Annotated in this window: 17 protein-coding genes; 10 read left to right on the plus strand and 7 right to left on the minus strand. The window is 66.3% G+C overall.

From position 1 onward, the window contains the following. The first annotated feature begins 43 nt into the window (after positions 1 to 43). A complete protein-coding gene (gene moaB, locus AO398_RS04905; protein ID WP_058190902.1) occupies positions 44 to 601 on the plus strand; it encodes a molybdenum cofactor biosynthesis protein B in 558 nt (185 codons plus the stop codon). Here moaB and AO398_RS04910 read toward each other — a convergent pair. Further along, positions 591 to 2045: an amino acid permease gene (locus AO398_RS04910; RefSeq protein ID WP_058190903.1), complete on the minus strand. Its 1455-nt coding sequence runs from the start codon at positions 2043 to 2045 to the stop codon at positions 591 to 593. The genes moaB and AO398_RS04910 overlap by 11 nt on opposite strands. 137 nt (positions 2046 to 2182) lie before the next feature. Continuing rightward, entirely contained in the window at positions 2183 to 2701 is a 519-nt protein-coding gene (locus tag AO398_RS04915; protein ID WP_058190948.1) for a hypothetical protein, read from the minus strand. A 204-nt stretch (positions 2702 to 2905) separates the two neighbouring features. On the opposite strand from AO398_RS04915, the gene AO398_RS04920 reads away from it, so the two are divergent. From AO398_RS04920 to AO398_RS04925, 3 genes are all read left to right on the plus strand, one after another. Further along, on the plus strand, positions 2906 to 3982 hold the full coding sequence (locus tag AO398_RS04920) for a PA0069 family radical SAM protein (RefSeq protein WP_244498668.1): 1077 nt from the start codon (positions 2906 to 2908) through the stop codon (positions 3980 to 3982). A gap of 235 nt (positions 3983 to 4217) precedes the next feature. Beyond that, positions 4218 to 4364 (plus strand): hypothetical protein, encoded by a 147-nt coding sequence (locus AO398_RS28950; RefSeq protein ID WP_201025711.1) that lies wholly within the window; start codon positions 4218 to 4220, stop codon positions 4362 to 4364. A gap of 49 nt (positions 4365 to 4413) precedes the next feature. Next, on the plus strand, positions 4414 to 6459 hold the full coding sequence (locus AO398_RS04925) for a methyl-accepting chemotaxis protein (RefSeq protein WP_058190949.1): 2046 nt from the start codon (positions 4414 to 4416) through the stop codon (positions 6457 to 6459). 230 nt (positions 6460 to 6689) lie between these two features. On the opposite strand, the gene AO398_RS28745 is transcribed toward AO398_RS04925, so the two are convergent. Then, positions 6690 to 6839, minus strand: a complete 150-nt coding sequence (locus tag AO398_RS28745; RefSeq protein WP_160329306.1) for a hypothetical protein — start codon at positions 6837 to 6839, stop codon at positions 6690 to 6692. A gap of 284 nt (positions 6840 to 7123) precedes the next feature. Further along, the gene (locus AO398_RS04930) at positions 7124 to 7600 is read right to left on the minus strand and encodes a carboxymuconolactone decarboxylase family protein (protein ID WP_152997413.1); all 477 of its coding nucleotides are present in this window, start codon (positions 7598 to 7600) and stop codon (positions 7124 to 7126) included. 65 nt (positions 7601 to 7665) lie between these two features. On the opposite strand from AO398_RS04930, the gene AO398_RS04935 reads away from it, so the two are divergent. Then, complete coding sequence (locus AO398_RS04935) at positions 7666 to 8133, plus strand: MarR family winged helix-turn-helix transcriptional regulator (protein WP_058190905.1); 468 nt, start codon at positions 7666 to 7668, stop codon at positions 8131 to 8133. Between the two features lie 102 nt (positions 8134 to 8235). Here the strand turns inward: AO398_RS04935 and rpmB are convergent, their stop codons facing one another. Next, complete coding sequence (rpmB, locus tag AO398_RS04940) at positions 8236 to 8538, minus strand: 50S ribosomal protein L28 (protein WP_058190906.1); 303 nt, start codon at positions 8536 to 8538, stop codon at positions 8236 to 8238. A 361-nt stretch (positions 8539 to 8899) separates the two neighbouring features. Between rpmB and AO398_RS04945 the strand changes: the two genes are divergently transcribed. Then, positions 8900 to 9805, plus strand: coding sequence for a DUF3108 domain-containing protein (locus tag AO398_RS04945; RefSeq protein ID WP_243956669.1), 906 nt, complete (start codon positions 8900 to 8902; stop codon positions 9803 to 9805). An 86-nt stretch (positions 9806 to 9891) separates the two neighbouring features. After that, positions 9892 to 10182, plus strand: a complete 291-nt coding sequence (locus AO398_RS04950; protein ID WP_058190907.1) for a DUF1330 domain-containing protein — start codon at positions 9892 to 9894, stop codon at positions 10180 to 10182. Between the two features lie 10 nt (positions 10183 to 10192). Here the strand turns inward: AO398_RS04950 and AO398_RS04955 are convergent, their stop codons facing one another. Next, a complete protein-coding gene (locus AO398_RS04955) occupies positions 10193 to 10549 on the minus strand; it encodes a darcynin family protein (RefSeq protein ID WP_058190908.1) in 357 nt (118 codons plus the stop codon). Between the two features lie 156 nt (positions 10550 to 10705). On the opposite strand from AO398_RS04955, the gene AO398_RS04960 reads away from it, so the two are divergent. Next, a complete protein-coding gene (locus tag AO398_RS04960) occupies positions 10706 to 11251 on the plus strand; it encodes a TetR/AcrR family transcriptional regulator (RefSeq protein ID WP_244498669.1) in 546 nt (181 codons plus the stop codon). 10 nt (positions 11252 to 11261) lie between these two features. Here AO398_RS04960 and AO398_RS04965 read toward each other — a convergent pair whose 3' ends face one another. After that, on the minus strand, positions 11262 to 12275 hold the full coding sequence (locus tag AO398_RS04965; protein WP_058190910.1) for a glycosyltransferase: 1014 nt from the start codon (positions 12273 to 12275) through the stop codon (positions 11262 to 11264). 389 nt (positions 12276 to 12664) lie between these two features. Between AO398_RS04965 and AO398_RS29780 the strand changes: the two genes are divergently transcribed. Together AO398_RS29780 and AO398_RS04975 are read left to right on the plus strand one after the other, a co-directional pair. Further along, a complete protein-coding gene (locus tag AO398_RS29780) occupies positions 12665 to 12988 on the plus strand; it encodes a hypothetical protein (RefSeq protein ID WP_058190911.1) in 324 nt (107 codons plus the stop codon). A gap of 198 nt (positions 12989 to 13186) precedes the next feature. Then, on the plus strand, positions 13187 to 16456 hold the full coding sequence (locus AO398_RS04975) for a helicase-related protein (protein WP_058190952.1): 3270 nt from the start codon (positions 13187 to 13189) through the stop codon (positions 16454 to 16456). Positions 16457 to 16464 lie beyond the last annotated feature (8 nt).

Here is a 16464-nt window from a genome sequence, read left to right on the forward strand (position 1 = left end):
ACCGGCAACCCATATCGGCGGTCTGTTCCGGAGAGGCCCCACGATGCCCGATCAGCCCGATGCCCGCGCCTTCATTCCCCTAGGAATCGCAGTGCTCACTGTCTCGGACACACGGCAAATTGCGGATGACCGGTCGGGCGACACCCTGAGCCAGCGCCTCACCGAAGCCGGCCATCGGCTGGCCGCCCGGGCCATCGTGCCGGACGAGATCCCGGCGATCCGCGAGCAGGTCCAAGGGTGGCTACGCGACCCGGCGGTGGACGTGGTGATCACCACCGGAGGCACCGGCTTCACCGGCCGCGATGTCACGCCGGAGGCGCTGGAGCCACTGTTCGAGAAACGGATGGACGGTTTTTCCGCGGTGTTCCACCGGATCTCGTACGACAAGATCGGCACCTCGACCCTGCAATCCCGGGCCACCGCCGGGGTCGCGCAGGCGACCTACGTGTTCGTGCTGCCGGGCTCGCCGGGGGCGTGCCGCGACGCCTGGGACGGTATCCTGGCCCAGCAGCTCGACTACCGGCACCGCCCCTGCAACTTCGTCGAGATCATGCCGCGGCTCGACGAGCATCTTCGCCGGGGGGCGAGCGTCACGGCGTGACCGCGTTGCCCTGCTTGCGCCGCAGGACCGAGTGCCTGCGGCCGTAGAAAAAATACACGACCAGACCGATCGCCATCCAGATCACCAGGCGCAGCCAAGTGTCGAGGGGCAGGCCGGCCATCAGCAGCAGACAGAACAGGATCCCCAGGATCGGCACCACCGGCACGGCCGGCACCCGGAACGGGCGCTTCATGTGGCGGTCGGTGCGGCGCAGATGGATCACCGCGCCGCAGACCAGGATGAAGGCGGCCAGCGTCCCGATGCTCACCATCTCGCCGAGGATATTGATCGGTACCAGCGCCGCCACCAGGGCGACCACCCCTCCGATCAGGGCTTGGCTGCGATAGGGCGTCTGGTAGGTCGGGTGGACATGGGCGAACAGCTTTGGCAGCAGCCCGTCATTGGCCATGGTGAAGAAGATCCGGCTCTGGCCGTAGAGCAGCACCAGGATCACCGTTGTCAGCCCGGTCAGGGCCCCCAGCTTGATCAGCAGGGAGAACCAGCCAATGCCAATTACATCAACGCCTTTGGCGATCGGATCCGGGACGTTCAGCTCCTTGTACGGCACTAGGCCGGTCAGAACCGCGGCCACGAGCACGTACAGGATTGTGCAGACGGCGAGCGAGCCGAGGATGCCGATCGGCATGTCCTTTTGCGGCTTGCGGGCTTCCTGAGCGGCGGTGGAGACTGCGTCGAAACCGATGAAGGCGAAGAACACCACGCCGGCGCCGCGCAGGATGCCGCTGTAGCCGTATTGCCCGAAGGTGCCCTCGTTCGGCGGGATCAGCGGGCTCCAATGCGCCGTATCGACATGGCCCCAGCCGAGCGCGATGAAGGCGACCACCACGGTGAGCTTGACCGCCACCATGATGTTGTTGAACCGCGCCGATTCCTTGGTGCCGCGCATCAACAGGAGTGTGATCAGGGCGACGATCACCACGGCCGGCAGGTTGAACAGGGCGGTGCCGCCGCCGTCGATCGCCGTGCCCGGCGCATGCGCGAACCGAGCCGGAATTGCGATGCCCACATCCTTCAGCAGGCTCGTGACGTAACCCGACCATCCCACCGCCACGGTGGCCGCGCCCATGGCGTATTCGAGGATCAGGTCCCAGCCGATCAGCCAGGCGAAAAACTCGCCCAACGTCGCGTAGGTGTAGGTGTAGCTCGATCCGGCCACCGGGATCAGCGCGGCCATCTCGGAGTAGCACAGGCCGACGAACGCGCAGGCGATGCCGCCGAGCACGAAGGACAGCATGATGCCCGGGCCCGCATATTGCGCCGCCGCCGTGCCCGTGAGCACGAAGATGCCGGCGCCGATGATCGCCCCGACGCCCATGGCTGTGATCGACAGAGCGCCAAGGGATTTCGAGAGCTGCTCCTCCCCCTCGCCGCTTTCCAGAATATCGTCGACGGACTTCCGCCCCATCAGGCCTGAGGAGTCCATCGGCGCATCCTTCCTCGCCGCGCCGCGGTGCGGCGCTCGGCTATAACCTCCAATTCAGCAAGTTTTCTGCCATAGCGCCAGTAATTTCGGCTGATGTTTAGCCGATACCACTAAGTCGAGCTGCGACAATCTGTCGATTAGGGCCTGTCGATGCGGGCGATCAGCGGCCGGACCTTGAGGCGCGGCGCAAACACGGCACCCGCCCGCAGCGCCTCCCGTCGCACCACGTCACCGGCCCTGGCCCGCCTTGCGCCGGTTACGGACTCGACGCGGCCAACGAGACGGCCCCTCCAGCCCATGGCCGGGCGGTGCAGCCTTCCAAGCCCGGTCTCCGGCCGGGCGGTGTTGACGAAGCGATCGAGGGTGCGGATCCAACCCTCGGCCGGAACGTCCCCGGCCTCTAGGCACAGCACCCAGTCACGCCGCGCTTCCGCAGCGCCTGCCGCATAGGGGCTTCCGCTCCGGTGGAGGACCAGGGTCGCCCCGGTGGCGTCCGCGATGGCAGACGCCGCCTCGCTCTCCTCGTCGGTTACGATGACAGCATCCCCGACCAGGCCACCGGCTACACCGGATACGAGAACGCTGAGCGTGTCGGCCAAGCGATCGATCGCGTCCGGATCGGCCGGGTCGGCCAGATAGGTCACCGCAGAGAGCATGACCGCGCCCATAGACGATTTTGCGCGGCGGTAAACCGGTGGGTAGGCATCCCGGAGAGGCTGGAGGTTATCGAAGCCGGGAAGCAGTTGCGTTTGCCTGAAATTGAGGCGCTGGCCTTCGGTCCGTTCGCGCTATGTTCCAAGCAAACCACAGGGTGAAGCACGATGGCGGCGAGTCGGGATGGATCCACCCCCAGGTTTCCCATGCGCCTCGGTTCGAGCACGCGGTCCCCGGAAGCCCGGCGCGGACGCGGCGCCACAGCCAACCCAACAAGCCGCTACGAAACGGCCAAGCGCGAGAATTTTCAGGACGGCGATTGGGAGACCGATGCGATCGCTCCCCTGCGCACGCAGGTCACCCTCGAGCGTGCAGGGCGGATCATTGCCCGCAACAGCTCGCCGGACATCCCGTTCGACCGGTCGGTCAACCCGTATCGCGGCTGCGAGCACGGCTGCATCTACTGCTATGCGCGCCCAACCCATGCCTGGCTGGGACTGTCGCCGGGGCTCGACTTCGAATCGCGGATCTTCGCAAAGCCCGATGCTGCCCAGCTCCTGAAGCGCGAGATCGCAGCCCCAGGCTACCAGCCGGAAACGATCGCCCTCGGTACCGCCACCGATCCCTACCAGCCGGTTGAGCGGGAGCACGGCATCACCCGTGCGGTGTTGGAGGTGCTGCGGGCGGCGCGCCATCCCGTCGCCGTCACCACCAAGTCCGACCTCGTGCTGCGCGACCTCGACATCCTGGCCGAGATGGCCGCAGAGAACCTCGTTCTCGTGGCCATCTCGCTGCCGACGCTGGACCCACGTCTCGCTCGCCTGCTCGACCCGAGAGCACCGCGGCCGGAGAAGCGGCTCGCCGCAATGCGGCGCCTCAGCGAGGCGGGCGTGCCCGTGATGGTCAACGTCTCGCCGATCATCCCGGGGCTGACCGATCACGAGATTGAGGCAATCCTGGCGAAGGCCCGAGAAAACGGCGCGAGCCGCATCGGCCATGCCCTGCTGCGGCTGCCGGGCGAGGTTACCGACCTTGTGGCCGACTGGTTCGCCGAACACTATCCCGAACGCCAGGCCCGGGCCTTCGCGCTGCTGGCGCAGGCAAGGGGCGGGCGTGAGAATGATCCGCGCTTCGGCCATCGCTTCCGCGGAGAGGGGCCCTACGCCGAACTGATCGGCCAGCGGGTCCGCATCGCCGGCGGCCGGCTTGGCTTCGCCTTCGGGCGGATGGCACTGAACACGGCCGCCTTCCGCAAGCCGGGGGCGCAGCTCGCGCTGTTCTAAAGCAGGGTCGGGCTTCGCAGCAGCGATCGCCACACGACGCAGGCTGCACGAAACCGAGCCTTCGTTCATGACACTCGCCGTGATGAGGGAATCAGATTTTAAGGTAATGGATGCGGATAGCAGCACCGCCGTCATCGGACTTGACCGCAATGTATTTCACGACCGTCGAGAAACACAATTTTCCCTCGAACAAGTAGACACATATCGACTGTCATAAATTCGAGTTGCAAACGTCATGGATCAGATCCAGAAAGGCTATGCTGTCGGTAGAGATTTGGATTTATTCCAAATTAATGGCAAATATTATCCGGCAAAGCATCAACATCCAGACGGAATCATTGTCGATGTCGCGTGGGCAACCCTTAACGTTCGCCGGATTTGAACTCACGACCCTGACGATCGGCAAAATCCTGTGCGCGACCCTGTTCTCGATGAGCGTCATGTTGATCGCCTCAGGGGTGGCGACCCTGCGTGATGCGCAGGTGCAGGCGGAGCGCAGCCACCGCGTGGTGGCCCTGACCGAGGCGAGCCGGACGCTTCTCAAGGATCTGCTGGCCATCCGGATGGAGCGCGGCCGCACACTCCAGGCCCTGAAAGCCGCTCAGCCGATTCCCGGCAAGGATGCGACGCTGATCGCCACCCAACGCACCACGATCGCGGCTGGCCTCGACCAGCTCGCGACGCTCGCCCGAGAGGTAGATGCGCCCGCGGTGCTGGCGAAGGTCGAGCCGCTGCAGCGGGCCTACGCGGCCACGCTCAGGCTGCGCTCGCAGGTCGACGCCGCATTGGCGGTGCCCGCAGAGCAGCGACCCGCCAGCACGCTGCCGGCCATCGCCGAGGCGTCCCAGGCGCTGCTCGAGGCCTTCCTGGCGGCGAACGATGCGGTCGACGCTGCGATCCCGCGCGGCGATGCGCTTCTAGCGCATTACCTCGACTTGAAGCGCTCGGCGTGGGCCTCGCGGGCCCTGATTGGGGGTGTGGTGGTGCGGATCGAATCCGCGGTCGCCGCCGGCACTCCGTGGTCGCAGGCCGATATCGTCGCCGCGGCCGAGGAGCGTGGGCGACTGGCCGCCGCCTGGGCCGGCGTCATCGCGACCGCCGCCAACGAGACCTCGGATACGGTCCGAGCCGCCTTCGGCACGGCCAAAGCCAACAACTTCGAGGGCGAGGCCGAGGCGCGCCGCAATGCCTTCACGGAGGCGCTCACGCAGGGCCGGCGGATCGACCTCTCCATCGACGAGATGCGCATTCGCCACACCGCCGAGGTGAATACAATCGCCGACCTCGCCACAGCAGCGCTCGATGCGCTGGTCGACCGGGCCCGGGCGCTGACCGAAGAGGCGCGCGCCTCCCTGGTGCGGACCGTCCTGTTCCTGATCACCGCTCTGCTGCTGACCGGTGTTGGCACGCTGGTCGTAGTCCGCCGGGTGCTGCGGCCGATTCGCACGATGACCACGGTCATGCGGGCACTGGCTGCCGGCGACGCATCCGTTACAGTCCCGGCCCAGAAGCACCATGACGAGATCGGCGCCATGGCTGTCGCCGTCCAGGTGTTCAAGGACAATCTGATTCGGACCCGGCAGCTCGAAGCCGAGGCGGACGAGGCACGCCGTACAGCCGAGGAGCAGCGTCGGGCGGTCACACGGCAGCTGGCCAAGCGTTTCGAGGCGGCGGTCTCCGGCATCATCACCCAGGTCGCATCCGCCGCAACGGAGTTGCAAGCCACCGCCTCGCAGATGACAGCGAGCGCTCAGGAAACCGCCAGCCAATCCGGCACGGTGGCCGCGGCGGCCGAGCAATCCGCCTCCAACGTCAACACCGTGGCGAGCGCCGCCGAGCAACTCGGCAGCAGCGTCGATGAGATCGGCCGACAGGTGCAGGATTCGACCACCCTCGCCCAGCGCGCGGTGGGCGAATCAGACCAGACCGCCGCCCTCGTCTCCGAGCTGAGCGCAGCGGCCGCCCGAGTCGGGGACGTCGTTCAGCTGATCGCCTCGATCGCCGCCCAGACCAACCTCTTGGCCTTGAACGCCACGATCGAAGCAGCGCGGGCCGGCGAGGCGGGACGGGGTTTCGCCGTCGTGGCAACCGAAGTGAAGGAACTCGCCGGGCAGACCGCCAAGGCGACGGAAGAGATCGCCAGCCAGATCGGCCGGATCCAGGGGGTGACAGGCGAGGCCGTCGGGGCGATCGGCACGATCACCGGCCGCATCCGGGAGATCAACACGGTCGCGACGACGATCGCGGCGGCGGTGGAGCAGCAGGGGGCGGCGACCCGCGAGATCGTCCGCAACGTCACACAGGCGACGACTGGTACGCAGGAGGTCAAAGATAACATCGCCGGGGTGGCGCAGGCTGCCGAGCAGACCGGCGCAGCAGCCGAGCAGGTCCTCGCCTCCGCCACTGGGCTGTCGCGCCAGTCCGAGCAGCTTTCGGCCGAGGTCGACCGCTTCCTCACCACCGTCCGGGCCGCCTGAACGCAGGCTGTTCGCCGCCGCCGTTACAAGCCCGATCACGCTGGCTTAAGATCGATCGACGTCGGTTTTCCCGTTGCCGGTCTTATTCCAAGGCGCTGACATGCGCCGTAAGCCTTGCAGGAAACAGCCGGCCGAAAGCGGGCGACTCGCACGCTTCTGGGGTCCGAAGCGCGGCGCCGCCCGCTCGGGAATTCAGATGAAACCGGGCCGCTTGCCGATCCGAGCGTCCATCAACCCGCGACTTCGATATTGGGTCCGAGCGCGCCGGCAACCAAGCCAGCGCGATAAGAGAAGCGGTGGCTGAGCACGTTAGCCATCGGCGTATCGGGCAGGAACTGATCGCATCCCGATTCGCGAGCGAGACCGGTCGGATGCGCCATCATCGATCCAGCAAGGCCTCCGCCGCGCTCGCCTCCGTCTGTCAATAGATCGTCGACTTACAGGTGCCGCCCGTGGACCGGCTTCTCTGGAACCGGAAGCTGGCCAGCGCCACGAGACGGTCGCCGTGCCAAAGCACGACGAAGCGATAGCCGTCTACGGTCTGGCGCCGCTAGCGTACGACGAGGTTCTCCGAACCGGCTTAGGAGCGGGTAGCAGGCTCACACCGCCGTTTCGTCCACGACGTCGATTGGGCGTTCGGGAACGGGTCGCATCGGCGCGGCCTTCAGGTCGCGTGCCGGGCGAGCGGTGGGAAATGCAGGCCGCCCGCAATGCGGTTCCAGGCGTTGATGGTGGCAATGGCGGCGGTCAGCACCATAACTCCGTCCCGGCCGAACAGCGCGCTCAGAGGTTCCACGGCTGAGGGCCCTGGACCATCGGCCATGCGGGTGAGGTGCTCGGCCCAGGACAGGGCAGCTCTTTCGCGCAGCGAGAAGACTGCGCTGTCGCGCCAGACGGCGATCGCGTCGAGTGTGCCATCCGCGATACCGAGGCGGCGGGCCGTATCAAGATGGAAGTCCTGGCAGAACACGCAGGCGTTGATCTGGGAGACGCGGATTTTGACGATCTCGCTCAGGCGCTTATCCAGGCCGGCCTTGTCCACGGCCCCACCGAGGGCGAGCAGTGCGGCATGGGCCGCCGGGATCGAAGCCCTAAAAATGTCGTACGAAAAAGCCGCTTTCTCAAGTGTCACATCGTCCATGGCATGCCTTCCGCGCTTCGATAATGTCAGCGCTCACACATCATATCAAAGCCCTGATAAGTGCAATGGCTGACGTCTTGGACGAGTTGCCAGAGGCCGGCGAAGGCAAGCGCGGCGTCGACGGTCATCTGGGCTATCTACTTCGGCAGGCGGCCCATGCTCATCGTCAGCGCGTCGAGCAGCGGCTGAGCGGCCTCAGCCTCACCCTGCCGCAATTTTCGGCCCTGACGATGCTGGACGCGTATCCCGGCCACAGTGGCGCGGATCTCGCGCGGCTTGCACTCGTGACGCCACAAACCATGAGCGTCATCGTTGCGAACCTTTTGAAGGCCGGTCTCGTCGAACGGACGCCGCATCCGATTCACGGCCGTATCCAGACGATCACGCTGACGGAAACGGGCGCTGTGATGCTCGGAGCGGCGAAACAATGCGTCTATGCGCTGGAAGCGGAGATGCTTACCGACCTCGCGCCAGAGGTGCGCGCAGCGATTCGCCAGTGGCTGACGCGAATCGCGCGGCCGGAAGCCGGATAGGAACCGGGGGCCAGCCCTTCAGAAGCACGCTAAAACCGCCGCGGCATGGTCAGCCGCGGCGGTTTGCAGTATCAGACCGATAAGGCGTGGAAACGCCGAAGATCAGGCCGCGACGGCCGGGGTCTCGGCGAGCTTCTTGTGAATCTCGCGCTTCAGAAGGCGAGCGGTCTGAGACAGGTCGCCTTCACCGGCCTTGATCAGGAAGGCGTCGAGGCCGCCGCGGTGCTCAACCGAGCGGAGGGCGTGCGCGGTGACGCGCAAGCGAACCCGCTTGCCCAGCGCATCCGACTGGAGGGTGACGTTGCACAGGTTCGGCAGGAACCGGCACTTGGTCTTGTGGTTCGAGTGGCTCACGAGGTGGCCGACCTGAACGGCCTTGCCGGTGAGTTCGCAGCGGCGCGCCATGATGACTAAAATTCCCGTCTCGTTCCGCCCGAGAAGACCCGATCGCAAGCAGCGCGATCATCGTCGCAGCGGGCGGCGCCCGATACGTATTCCAGGTCCAGCGGAGTCCTGTTGAAGGCGCGAGCCTATAGGCGACCTAGCCCCGATGCGTCAAGCTCCGGACGGGTCAGGCGTGTATCCGATGGCAGTCCAGCGCCCAACGGTCTGTTAACCACGATACCGGGATATAACCATCCTCCGCTCGACAAAGGCCGGCACCGCGCCCGCACCGAGCGCAGAGAGCCCGTCTGCGAGTTCGTCTCGCGAGACCGTCTTGCAAACGATATTTGTCGTCCGATTTTCCTGGGATGCGATCCGGATCATGAGCGCCACGCCTGTCCGTCGGACGATCAAACCGCTGACGACGCGCCTTCTCGGGACCGTGCTCGCCCTAGCGACGCTCAGCGCACCGGCCGATGCGGCACGCCGCGCAAAGCGGACTGCCGCCGCTGCGCCCACCACGGTGACGGTCGATTACGGCATCAACCTCGCTGGCCTGCCGATCGGCACCGCCCGACTCGCCGGCACATTCGAGCACGACCGCTACCTGATGGACGTCTCGGCCGTGCTGACCGGCCTGGTCGGGGCCATCACCGGCGGCAAGGGCTCTGCGCGGGCCTCCGGGACCTTCTCGACCGCGCCTCAGCCGGGCGCGTTCTCGATCGCGACCCATACGGCGAGTTCGGGAATCGCAGTGCGCATGGCGCTGGCGCACGGCAACGTCGTGCAAGCTGAGATCACGCCACCGCTGGTCGACATGCAGGATCGGGTTCCCGTCACGGCCGCCCACAAACGCGGCATCATGGATCCGGTGAGCGCGCTGCTGATGCCGGCTCAGGGCCGAGGCGAACCGCTCGATCCGGCCAATTGCAACCGGACCCTGCCGGTTTTCGACGGCGCCACCCGGTTCAACGTCGTGCTGAGCTACGCCGAGACTCGCGAGGTACAGAAGCCCGGCTATGCGGGACCGGTTCTGGTCTGCACAGCCCGCTACCAGGCGGTGGCCGGCCACCGGCCGGACCGGCCCGGCGTGAAGTTCATGGAGGACAACCGCGAGATGTCGGTCTGGCTCGCCCCCGTCGAGGGGACGCGTGCGCTGATCCCGCTGCGCATCTCGGTGCTGACCACCATCGGCACCAACATCATCGAGGCGACGCGCTGGACCCAGGGTGCCGCCATGGGGACAGCCGGCGCCAGCGTCGCCCAGGCAAGCCTGCCCGGGCAGTAGCGCCGGGGCGCGATTCGGCTTTGACCGTCGGCGTCTTTCAGGGCACCCGTGCGGCGCAAGCGTGGCAGCCAGGAAGGGAGAGGACCATGCCGAAGGGCTACATCATCGTCCGGATGACGGTCACCGATCCGGACACCTATGCGGCCTACGCCGAGATGGCCTCCGCGGGGATGCGGCACCACGGCGCCAAACCCCTGGTGCGGGGTGGGCGCTGCGAGGCGCTGGAAGGCGCGGCCCGGCCGCGCAACGTCGTGCTCGAATTCGACTCCTACGAGGCGGCGCGGGCCTATTATTTTTCGCCGGAGTACCAGGCGGCCAAGGCAAAGCGCCTGCCCGCCGGCATCGGCGAGGTCGTTTTGGTCGAAGGCGCCGATTGAGGCGTCGGCTTCAAGCAGCCAGGGGCGAGCGGCCGTAATTGGTCGCGTACGCATTCTCCACGGCCGGGATGATCTCCACGATCGTGAACCACCGGTCCCAGAAGGCCGTCTCGCGCAGGGCCTCGACGACGCATTCGTAGGCGTGGTTGTCGCCCGCCTCCCAGACCCACAGGTCGGTCACGCGGGCGGTGTAGAACTCGGCGTCGTAGAAGCGCAGCCTCACGGCATCCGCGTGGCGGCGCAGGATCGGCTCGAACACCTCGCGCAGTCGGGCGAAACGATCGTCGATCGACAGGGCGAGCCATTCGGGCGACGTCTTCACCAGCATGAAGACGGTGAGCTTGGGATTGAAGGTCTGTTCGGACATGGAATTCACCGCTCCTTGGGTCTGTTGGAACGTCCCAATGATGCCCCTGCGCCGCCCGGCGGCGAACTCGCGTTCATGACAGGTCGAGCGGCGCGGAGGCCGGCGCTCAAGCCTCGGAAAAACCCGGAACAATCCCGATCCGCCGAAACGGTCCGGATGATTCTCGAAGGCGCGGCTCGCGTTCTGGAGGAACAGGGCCTAGCCGGTTACACGACCAATGCCGTGGCCGAGCGGGCCGGCGTCTCGGTCGGCTCGGTCTACCAGTATTTTCCGGGCAAGGAGGCTCTGACTGCAGCCCTGGTCGCGCGGGAGACTGGCTTGCTGATCGCCGCGGTGCAGGAAGCGGCTGAGGCGGCAACGCCGGAGCTCGGCTTGCGTCGGATCGTGCAGGCGGCCGTCGCCCACCAGATGTCCCGGCCGCGCCTCGCCCTGCTGCTCGACCGAGAGGAGAATCGACTTCAGCTTGACGACAACCTGGACGCGGTCACCCGGGCGATCTCGAGCGCCTTCCTGGCCCTTCTCGGGCACCTCGAACCCCGGCCGCCAGTCGAGGCCGAAACCGCGGCGGGCGACCTGTTCGCGCTCGTTCGGGGCATAGTGGATGCCGCCGGAGAGCGCGGTGAGCGAGCCAGCGACGCGCTGGAGCCGCGCGTCCTGCGCGCGGTGTTCGGTTATCTCGGGTTGCCCGCGGCGATGCCGTAACGCGTGCGGCCTACGAGCGCGTCGCACAGTATTTGAGATCGCGCGCGATCGAGCGCCACCGAATCGCATCCTGGTGGACGGATCGATAGACACCACCACGGATATTCCGGATCACCGCCCACACGCCCCTGGGGCGGCTGCGCGAGACGTAGACCTGCTTCCTCTGCCGCAACTGGTGCAGGGCCCGCTGGAAAAAGTGGATCGCCTTCCCGCGATCGAAGAGGGGAAACGTGACCTCAGTCTCGTCCGGAAGATCGCGGATCACCTCGATCATGTCGGCGGTTGCGGAGATGTAGTCGTCGAGCTCCCTAATCGGATCATGCCCTCTCGCTTTATGGCTGCGGCGGCCGTCCCCGAACAGGTTTGTCGCATGCTGCCGATAGGTGACGAGGGGCAGGTTCAGTTCCGCCGTCTCGCCGACCACCTGGCCGAGGAACACGATCCATCGGTCATGCGCGATCTTTTCGTTGGGCACGATGAAGTCTCGGAACCGCCCCTGGATGTCCGCCAGATGTAGAAGCTCCCGGCGGAAGACGATCGAAAACCCGAAGAACGTCAGCCAAGGATCGTAACTCAGCGGTGGCTTGACACCGGTGCTCCGGATGCCTTGGGTAAATTTTACTAGCTTACCGGTCGACTGATCCAAACTTGAAGCGGCGTGTACAATCATTGAGATATTTGGCTTTTGGCAAAAAGCTGCGACGCGCTCGAGTTTTTTGAGATCCCAGATATCATCCTGATCGCAGAATGCTATGAAGTCGCCCTTTGCCAATAAGGCCGCATTCAGGAAGTTGTCGCGAAATCCAAGATTGGCATCGTTAACTTTGATTTCTAACGGCACCGAGGACACTGCTGCAATCGATTTGACAATTTCTACGGTCTGATCCGTCGAGCGGTCATCCGCGACGATGATCTCGATTGGCCTGAAACTTTGGTTGATGACGCTATTGAGCAGCTCATGAATGAATGAAGAGCCGTTATACGCAGCTATAACCACTGAAACAGTTTTACTTTCAACATTCATTTCCACTGGCTCTGATATCCTAGCACTTCAAAATTGAAATCTTTGCTTGATGCCGAATCCCGCACTCGGCAATGCGGACTGAATCAACTCTTGTAATTACAATATCAGACCTGGAAAAATTTTGGAACGGCAGTCGCCGTCGGACCGAGCAGACATAATCGGCTACATGCCCGTATTTACGTATTAATCGCGCACGGTATTGTCGTTCCACTTGAATCAGGGACCGGCCGTTCCATTCGAGATCGCCACCTCGCAGAGCGCTCGGCTTGACCGTTGCGCGTTTTCGATCCGCTTCGGGCACAGTGTGAGTGAGGGGTCGTGTTCGGGATGCCCATCGAGCAGGCCGCTACAACGATCGAATCTTTCATCTTCCCGGCGATGATCCGCGCATGTACTCGCACCGCCTCCGAATCGCCCTCGTCCTGGCAGCCCTGGCAGGCGCCGGATCAGCCACGGCCCAGCCTCTGACCGCCGGATCGGCCGATCCCGGCTGCGGCGGTGATGCCTTCTCGTCGGCCGAGGTGATCGAGCACCGGCCGCCTCGACACGGCCCGCTGGTGGCCATACCCGATACCCTCTGCGCCGACCTGACGCCCCAGCCAGGATCCCCGCCCACGCAGATCGATGTCTATCCGCTGATTATGCCGCAGGTTGGCAGCGGCCCGGGTGATATCCCATATGGGGGAGGACCGACGCGGCCCTATCGTCCCTGACGCGCCCGGCCGCCCGAAACTCCCTGCCCGCGCCAGACGGCGCCGCGCCGGCCTTCCCGTCCGAAGGAACCGCCGACCATCGACGCGCCGCTCCGCCCCCCCCCCCCCCCGTCCCTGCCGCGCGACGTCCGCGCCCGCGGTGTGACGGCGGTTCTCGGACCGACCAACACCGGCAAGACGCATCTCGCGATCGAGCGGATGCTCGCGCACCCGACCGGCATGATCGGGCTGCCCCTGCGGCTGCTCGCCCGGGAGGTCTACCTGCGCGTGGTCGCCAAGGTCGGCCCGGAAAAGGTCGCCCTCGTGACCGGGGAAGAGAAAATCAAGCCGGACCGGCCGCGCTACTGGATCTGCACGATCGAGGCGATGCCGCGCGACCTCGACGTGGCCTATGTCGCCATCGACGAGATCCAGCTCGCTGCCGACATGGATCGCGGCCACGTCTTCACCGACCGCCTGCTCTATGTGCGCGGCCGGGAAGAGACGCTGCTGATCGGCTCCTCGACCATGCTGCCGCTGGTCCAGGGACTGATCCCGAACGTCCACACCACGACGCGGCCGCGGCTGTCGAAGCTGAGCTTCGCGGGCGAGAAGCGGCTGTCGCGCCTGCCCCGGCGCACCGCGATCGTGGCCTTCTCGGCCGAGGAGGTCTATGCGATCGCCGAGCTGATCCGGCGCCAGCGCGGGGGGGCTGCGGTCGTGCTGGGCGCGCTCTCGCCGCGCACCCGCAACGCCCAAGTCGAGATGTACCAGGCCGGCGACGTGGATTACCTCGTCGCCACCGACGCGGTCGGGATGGGGCTCAATCTCGACGTCGACCACGTCGCCTTCGCGGCGAACTGGAAATACGACGGCACTCGCTTCCGCAAGCTGACCCCCGCCGAGATGGGCCAGATCGCGGGCCGTGCCGGTCGCCATCTCGCGGACGGGACCTTCGGCTCCACGGGGCGCTGCCCGCCCTTCGAGCCCGAGATGGTCGAGCGGCTGGAGAATCACGACTTCGATCCGCTGCGCATCCTGCAATGGCGCAACCCGGATCTCAGCTTCGGGACCCTGGAGGCGCTCCAGACGAGCCTCGACGAGCACCCGCGCGAATCCGGTCTCACCCGCGCGCCGATGGGGCAGGACCAGCAGGCGCTCGAGATTCTGATGCGCGAGGATGACATCCGCGACATGGCGCGGAGCCAATCCACGGTCAGGCGTCTCTGGGATGTCTGCGGTGTACCGGATTACCGCAAGGTGCACCCGCAGGTGCATGCCGATCTGGTGGCGCAGCTCTATCGCTTCCTCATGAAGGGCATGGCCGGACGCATCCCCGATACCTGGTTCGCCGAGCAGATGGCGATGATCGACCGCACCGACGGCGACATCGATACGCTGTCCCGACGGATCGCCCAGGGGCGCACCTGGACCTTCGTGGCCAACCGCCCCGATTGGCTGCGCGACCCTGAACATTGGCAGGGCGAGACACGTCGGGTAGAGGACAGGCTGTCAGACGCCCTGCACGAACGCCTCGCGAGCCGCTTCGTCGACCGGCGCACAAGCGTCCTGATGCGGCGCCTGAGAGAGAACACGATGCTCGAAGCCCAAATTTCCGCCGACGGTGACGTCACCGTCGAGGGTCAGCATGTCGGTCACCTGCATGGATTCCTATTTGTCCCCGATGCCAGCGCCGAGGGGCACGAGGCCAAGACTCTGAGGAGTGCCGCCGAGAAGGCGCTCTCCGGAGAGATCGAGGCCCGAGCCGACCGCTTCGCGGCGACCGCCGATTCGACCCTCGTGCTCGCGCATGACGGAATGATTCGCTGGACCGGCGCTCCCGTGGCGAAGCTGACCCCCGGGGAAAAACTGTTCGCCCCGCAGATTCGTCTGCTGGCCGATGACAGCCTGACGGGCGCGCATCGTGAGAAGGTCGAGGCACGGCTCGATGCTTGGCTGAAAGCCATGATCGTGCGCCTTCTCGGCCCGCTGATGGAACTCGAGACCGCGGCCGACCTCACAGGGCTGGCCAAGGGCATCGGCTATCAGGTGGTTGAGGCACTGGGCGTGCTGGAGCGCTCGAAGGTGGCCCACGAGATGCGCAGCCTCGATCAGGAGGGGCGCGGCGCGCGCGGCCGGCACGGCGTGCGCTTCGGCGCCTACCACATCTTCCTGCCGGCTCTGCTGAAGCCGGCCCCGCGGACCCTGGCAGCCCAGCTCTGGGCCCTGCGCAATGGCGGGCTCGACCAGCGCGGCCTCGATGAGATCGCCCATCTGGCCGGCTCCGGCCGCACCTCGATCAAGGTCGATCGCGAAATCGCCAAAGGCCTCTACCGGGCAGCTGGCTTCCGTGTCAGCGGCGAGCGCGCGGTGCGGGTCGACATATTGGAGCGGCTGGCCGACCTGATTCGCCCGGCGATCGCCTATCGTCCGGGCACCACGCCGGGTGCTCCGCCGGACGGCACGGCCGACGGCGATGCCTTCGTGGCGACCGTTGGAATGACCTCACTGGTGGGCTGCTCGGGCGAGGATTTTGCTTCAATCCTGAAATCGCTGGGCTATTCCCTGGAGGCCCGCCCCGGTCCGGCTATCACGGTGCCGCTGCTTCCGGCGGCTGCGACCGCACCGGTCGTGGTGACTCCGGTGTCGGAACTTGCCCCGGCGAGCGAACCCGGCGCCATCGATGAGGACTCGGCCGGCGAATCCACCGGCAATGAGACGGATGCCCCCGCGCAGGCTGCGGATGTGGCGGACTCTGGCGACGAGACAACAGCCCCGGAGAACGCGGAGCCCGCCCTCGTCGCCACGGAAAGCTCCGAATCCGCTCCCGATGCTTCACCGGAAGCCGAGCCTGTCGAAGCGGCTGCCGAAGCCGAGCGGGAGGCGCCGCCCACACCACAGACCGAGTTGGAAAAGGCTCCCGCTGAAACCGCTCAGTCCACCGAGACACATGACTCGGAGATGATCCAGCCGACTGAGACGGTTGCCGAGTCGGAAGCAGCCGAGCCCGCGTCCGAAGTGATATCGGCCAAGAGCGAATCCGACGGTGCGCAGAGCGAGGCCCCGGCCGAGCAGATCCTGATCGAGGTCTGGCGCCTGCAGCGCCATCAGCGTCCGGCCAATCCCCGACCGCAGAACCGCCCGCGTGGGGCTGGTCGCGGACGCGACGGCGGCCAGCAGGGTCAACAGCAAGGTCCCGGTCGCTCGGAGGGCGGGCGCCCCGATCAGCGGCGGGCAGAGGGGGGCGAGCGCCCCGGCAACGAGGGCGGGCCCCGCACCGGGCGCGACCGCGGTACCCGTCGCGAGCGGTTCGAGGGCGTCCGTCCGGAACGCCGGGATGAGCAGCGCAATGCCGAACAGCGCCACGCAGCGCCGCGGCCCGATCAGCGTCCGCCGCGGCGGGAGCGGGCTCCAGATCCCGACTCGCCCTTCGCCAAGCTGGCCGCGCTGAAGGCGCAGCTCGAAGCCGGCGACGGCGGAAAACGCTGATCCTCGCG

It is taken from the genome of Methylobacterium sp. GXS13 (assembly GCF_001455965.1).
In the GTDB taxonomy this organism is placed as follows: Bacteria; Pseudomonadota; Alphaproteobacteria; order Rhizobiales; family Beijerinckiaceae; genus Methylobacterium.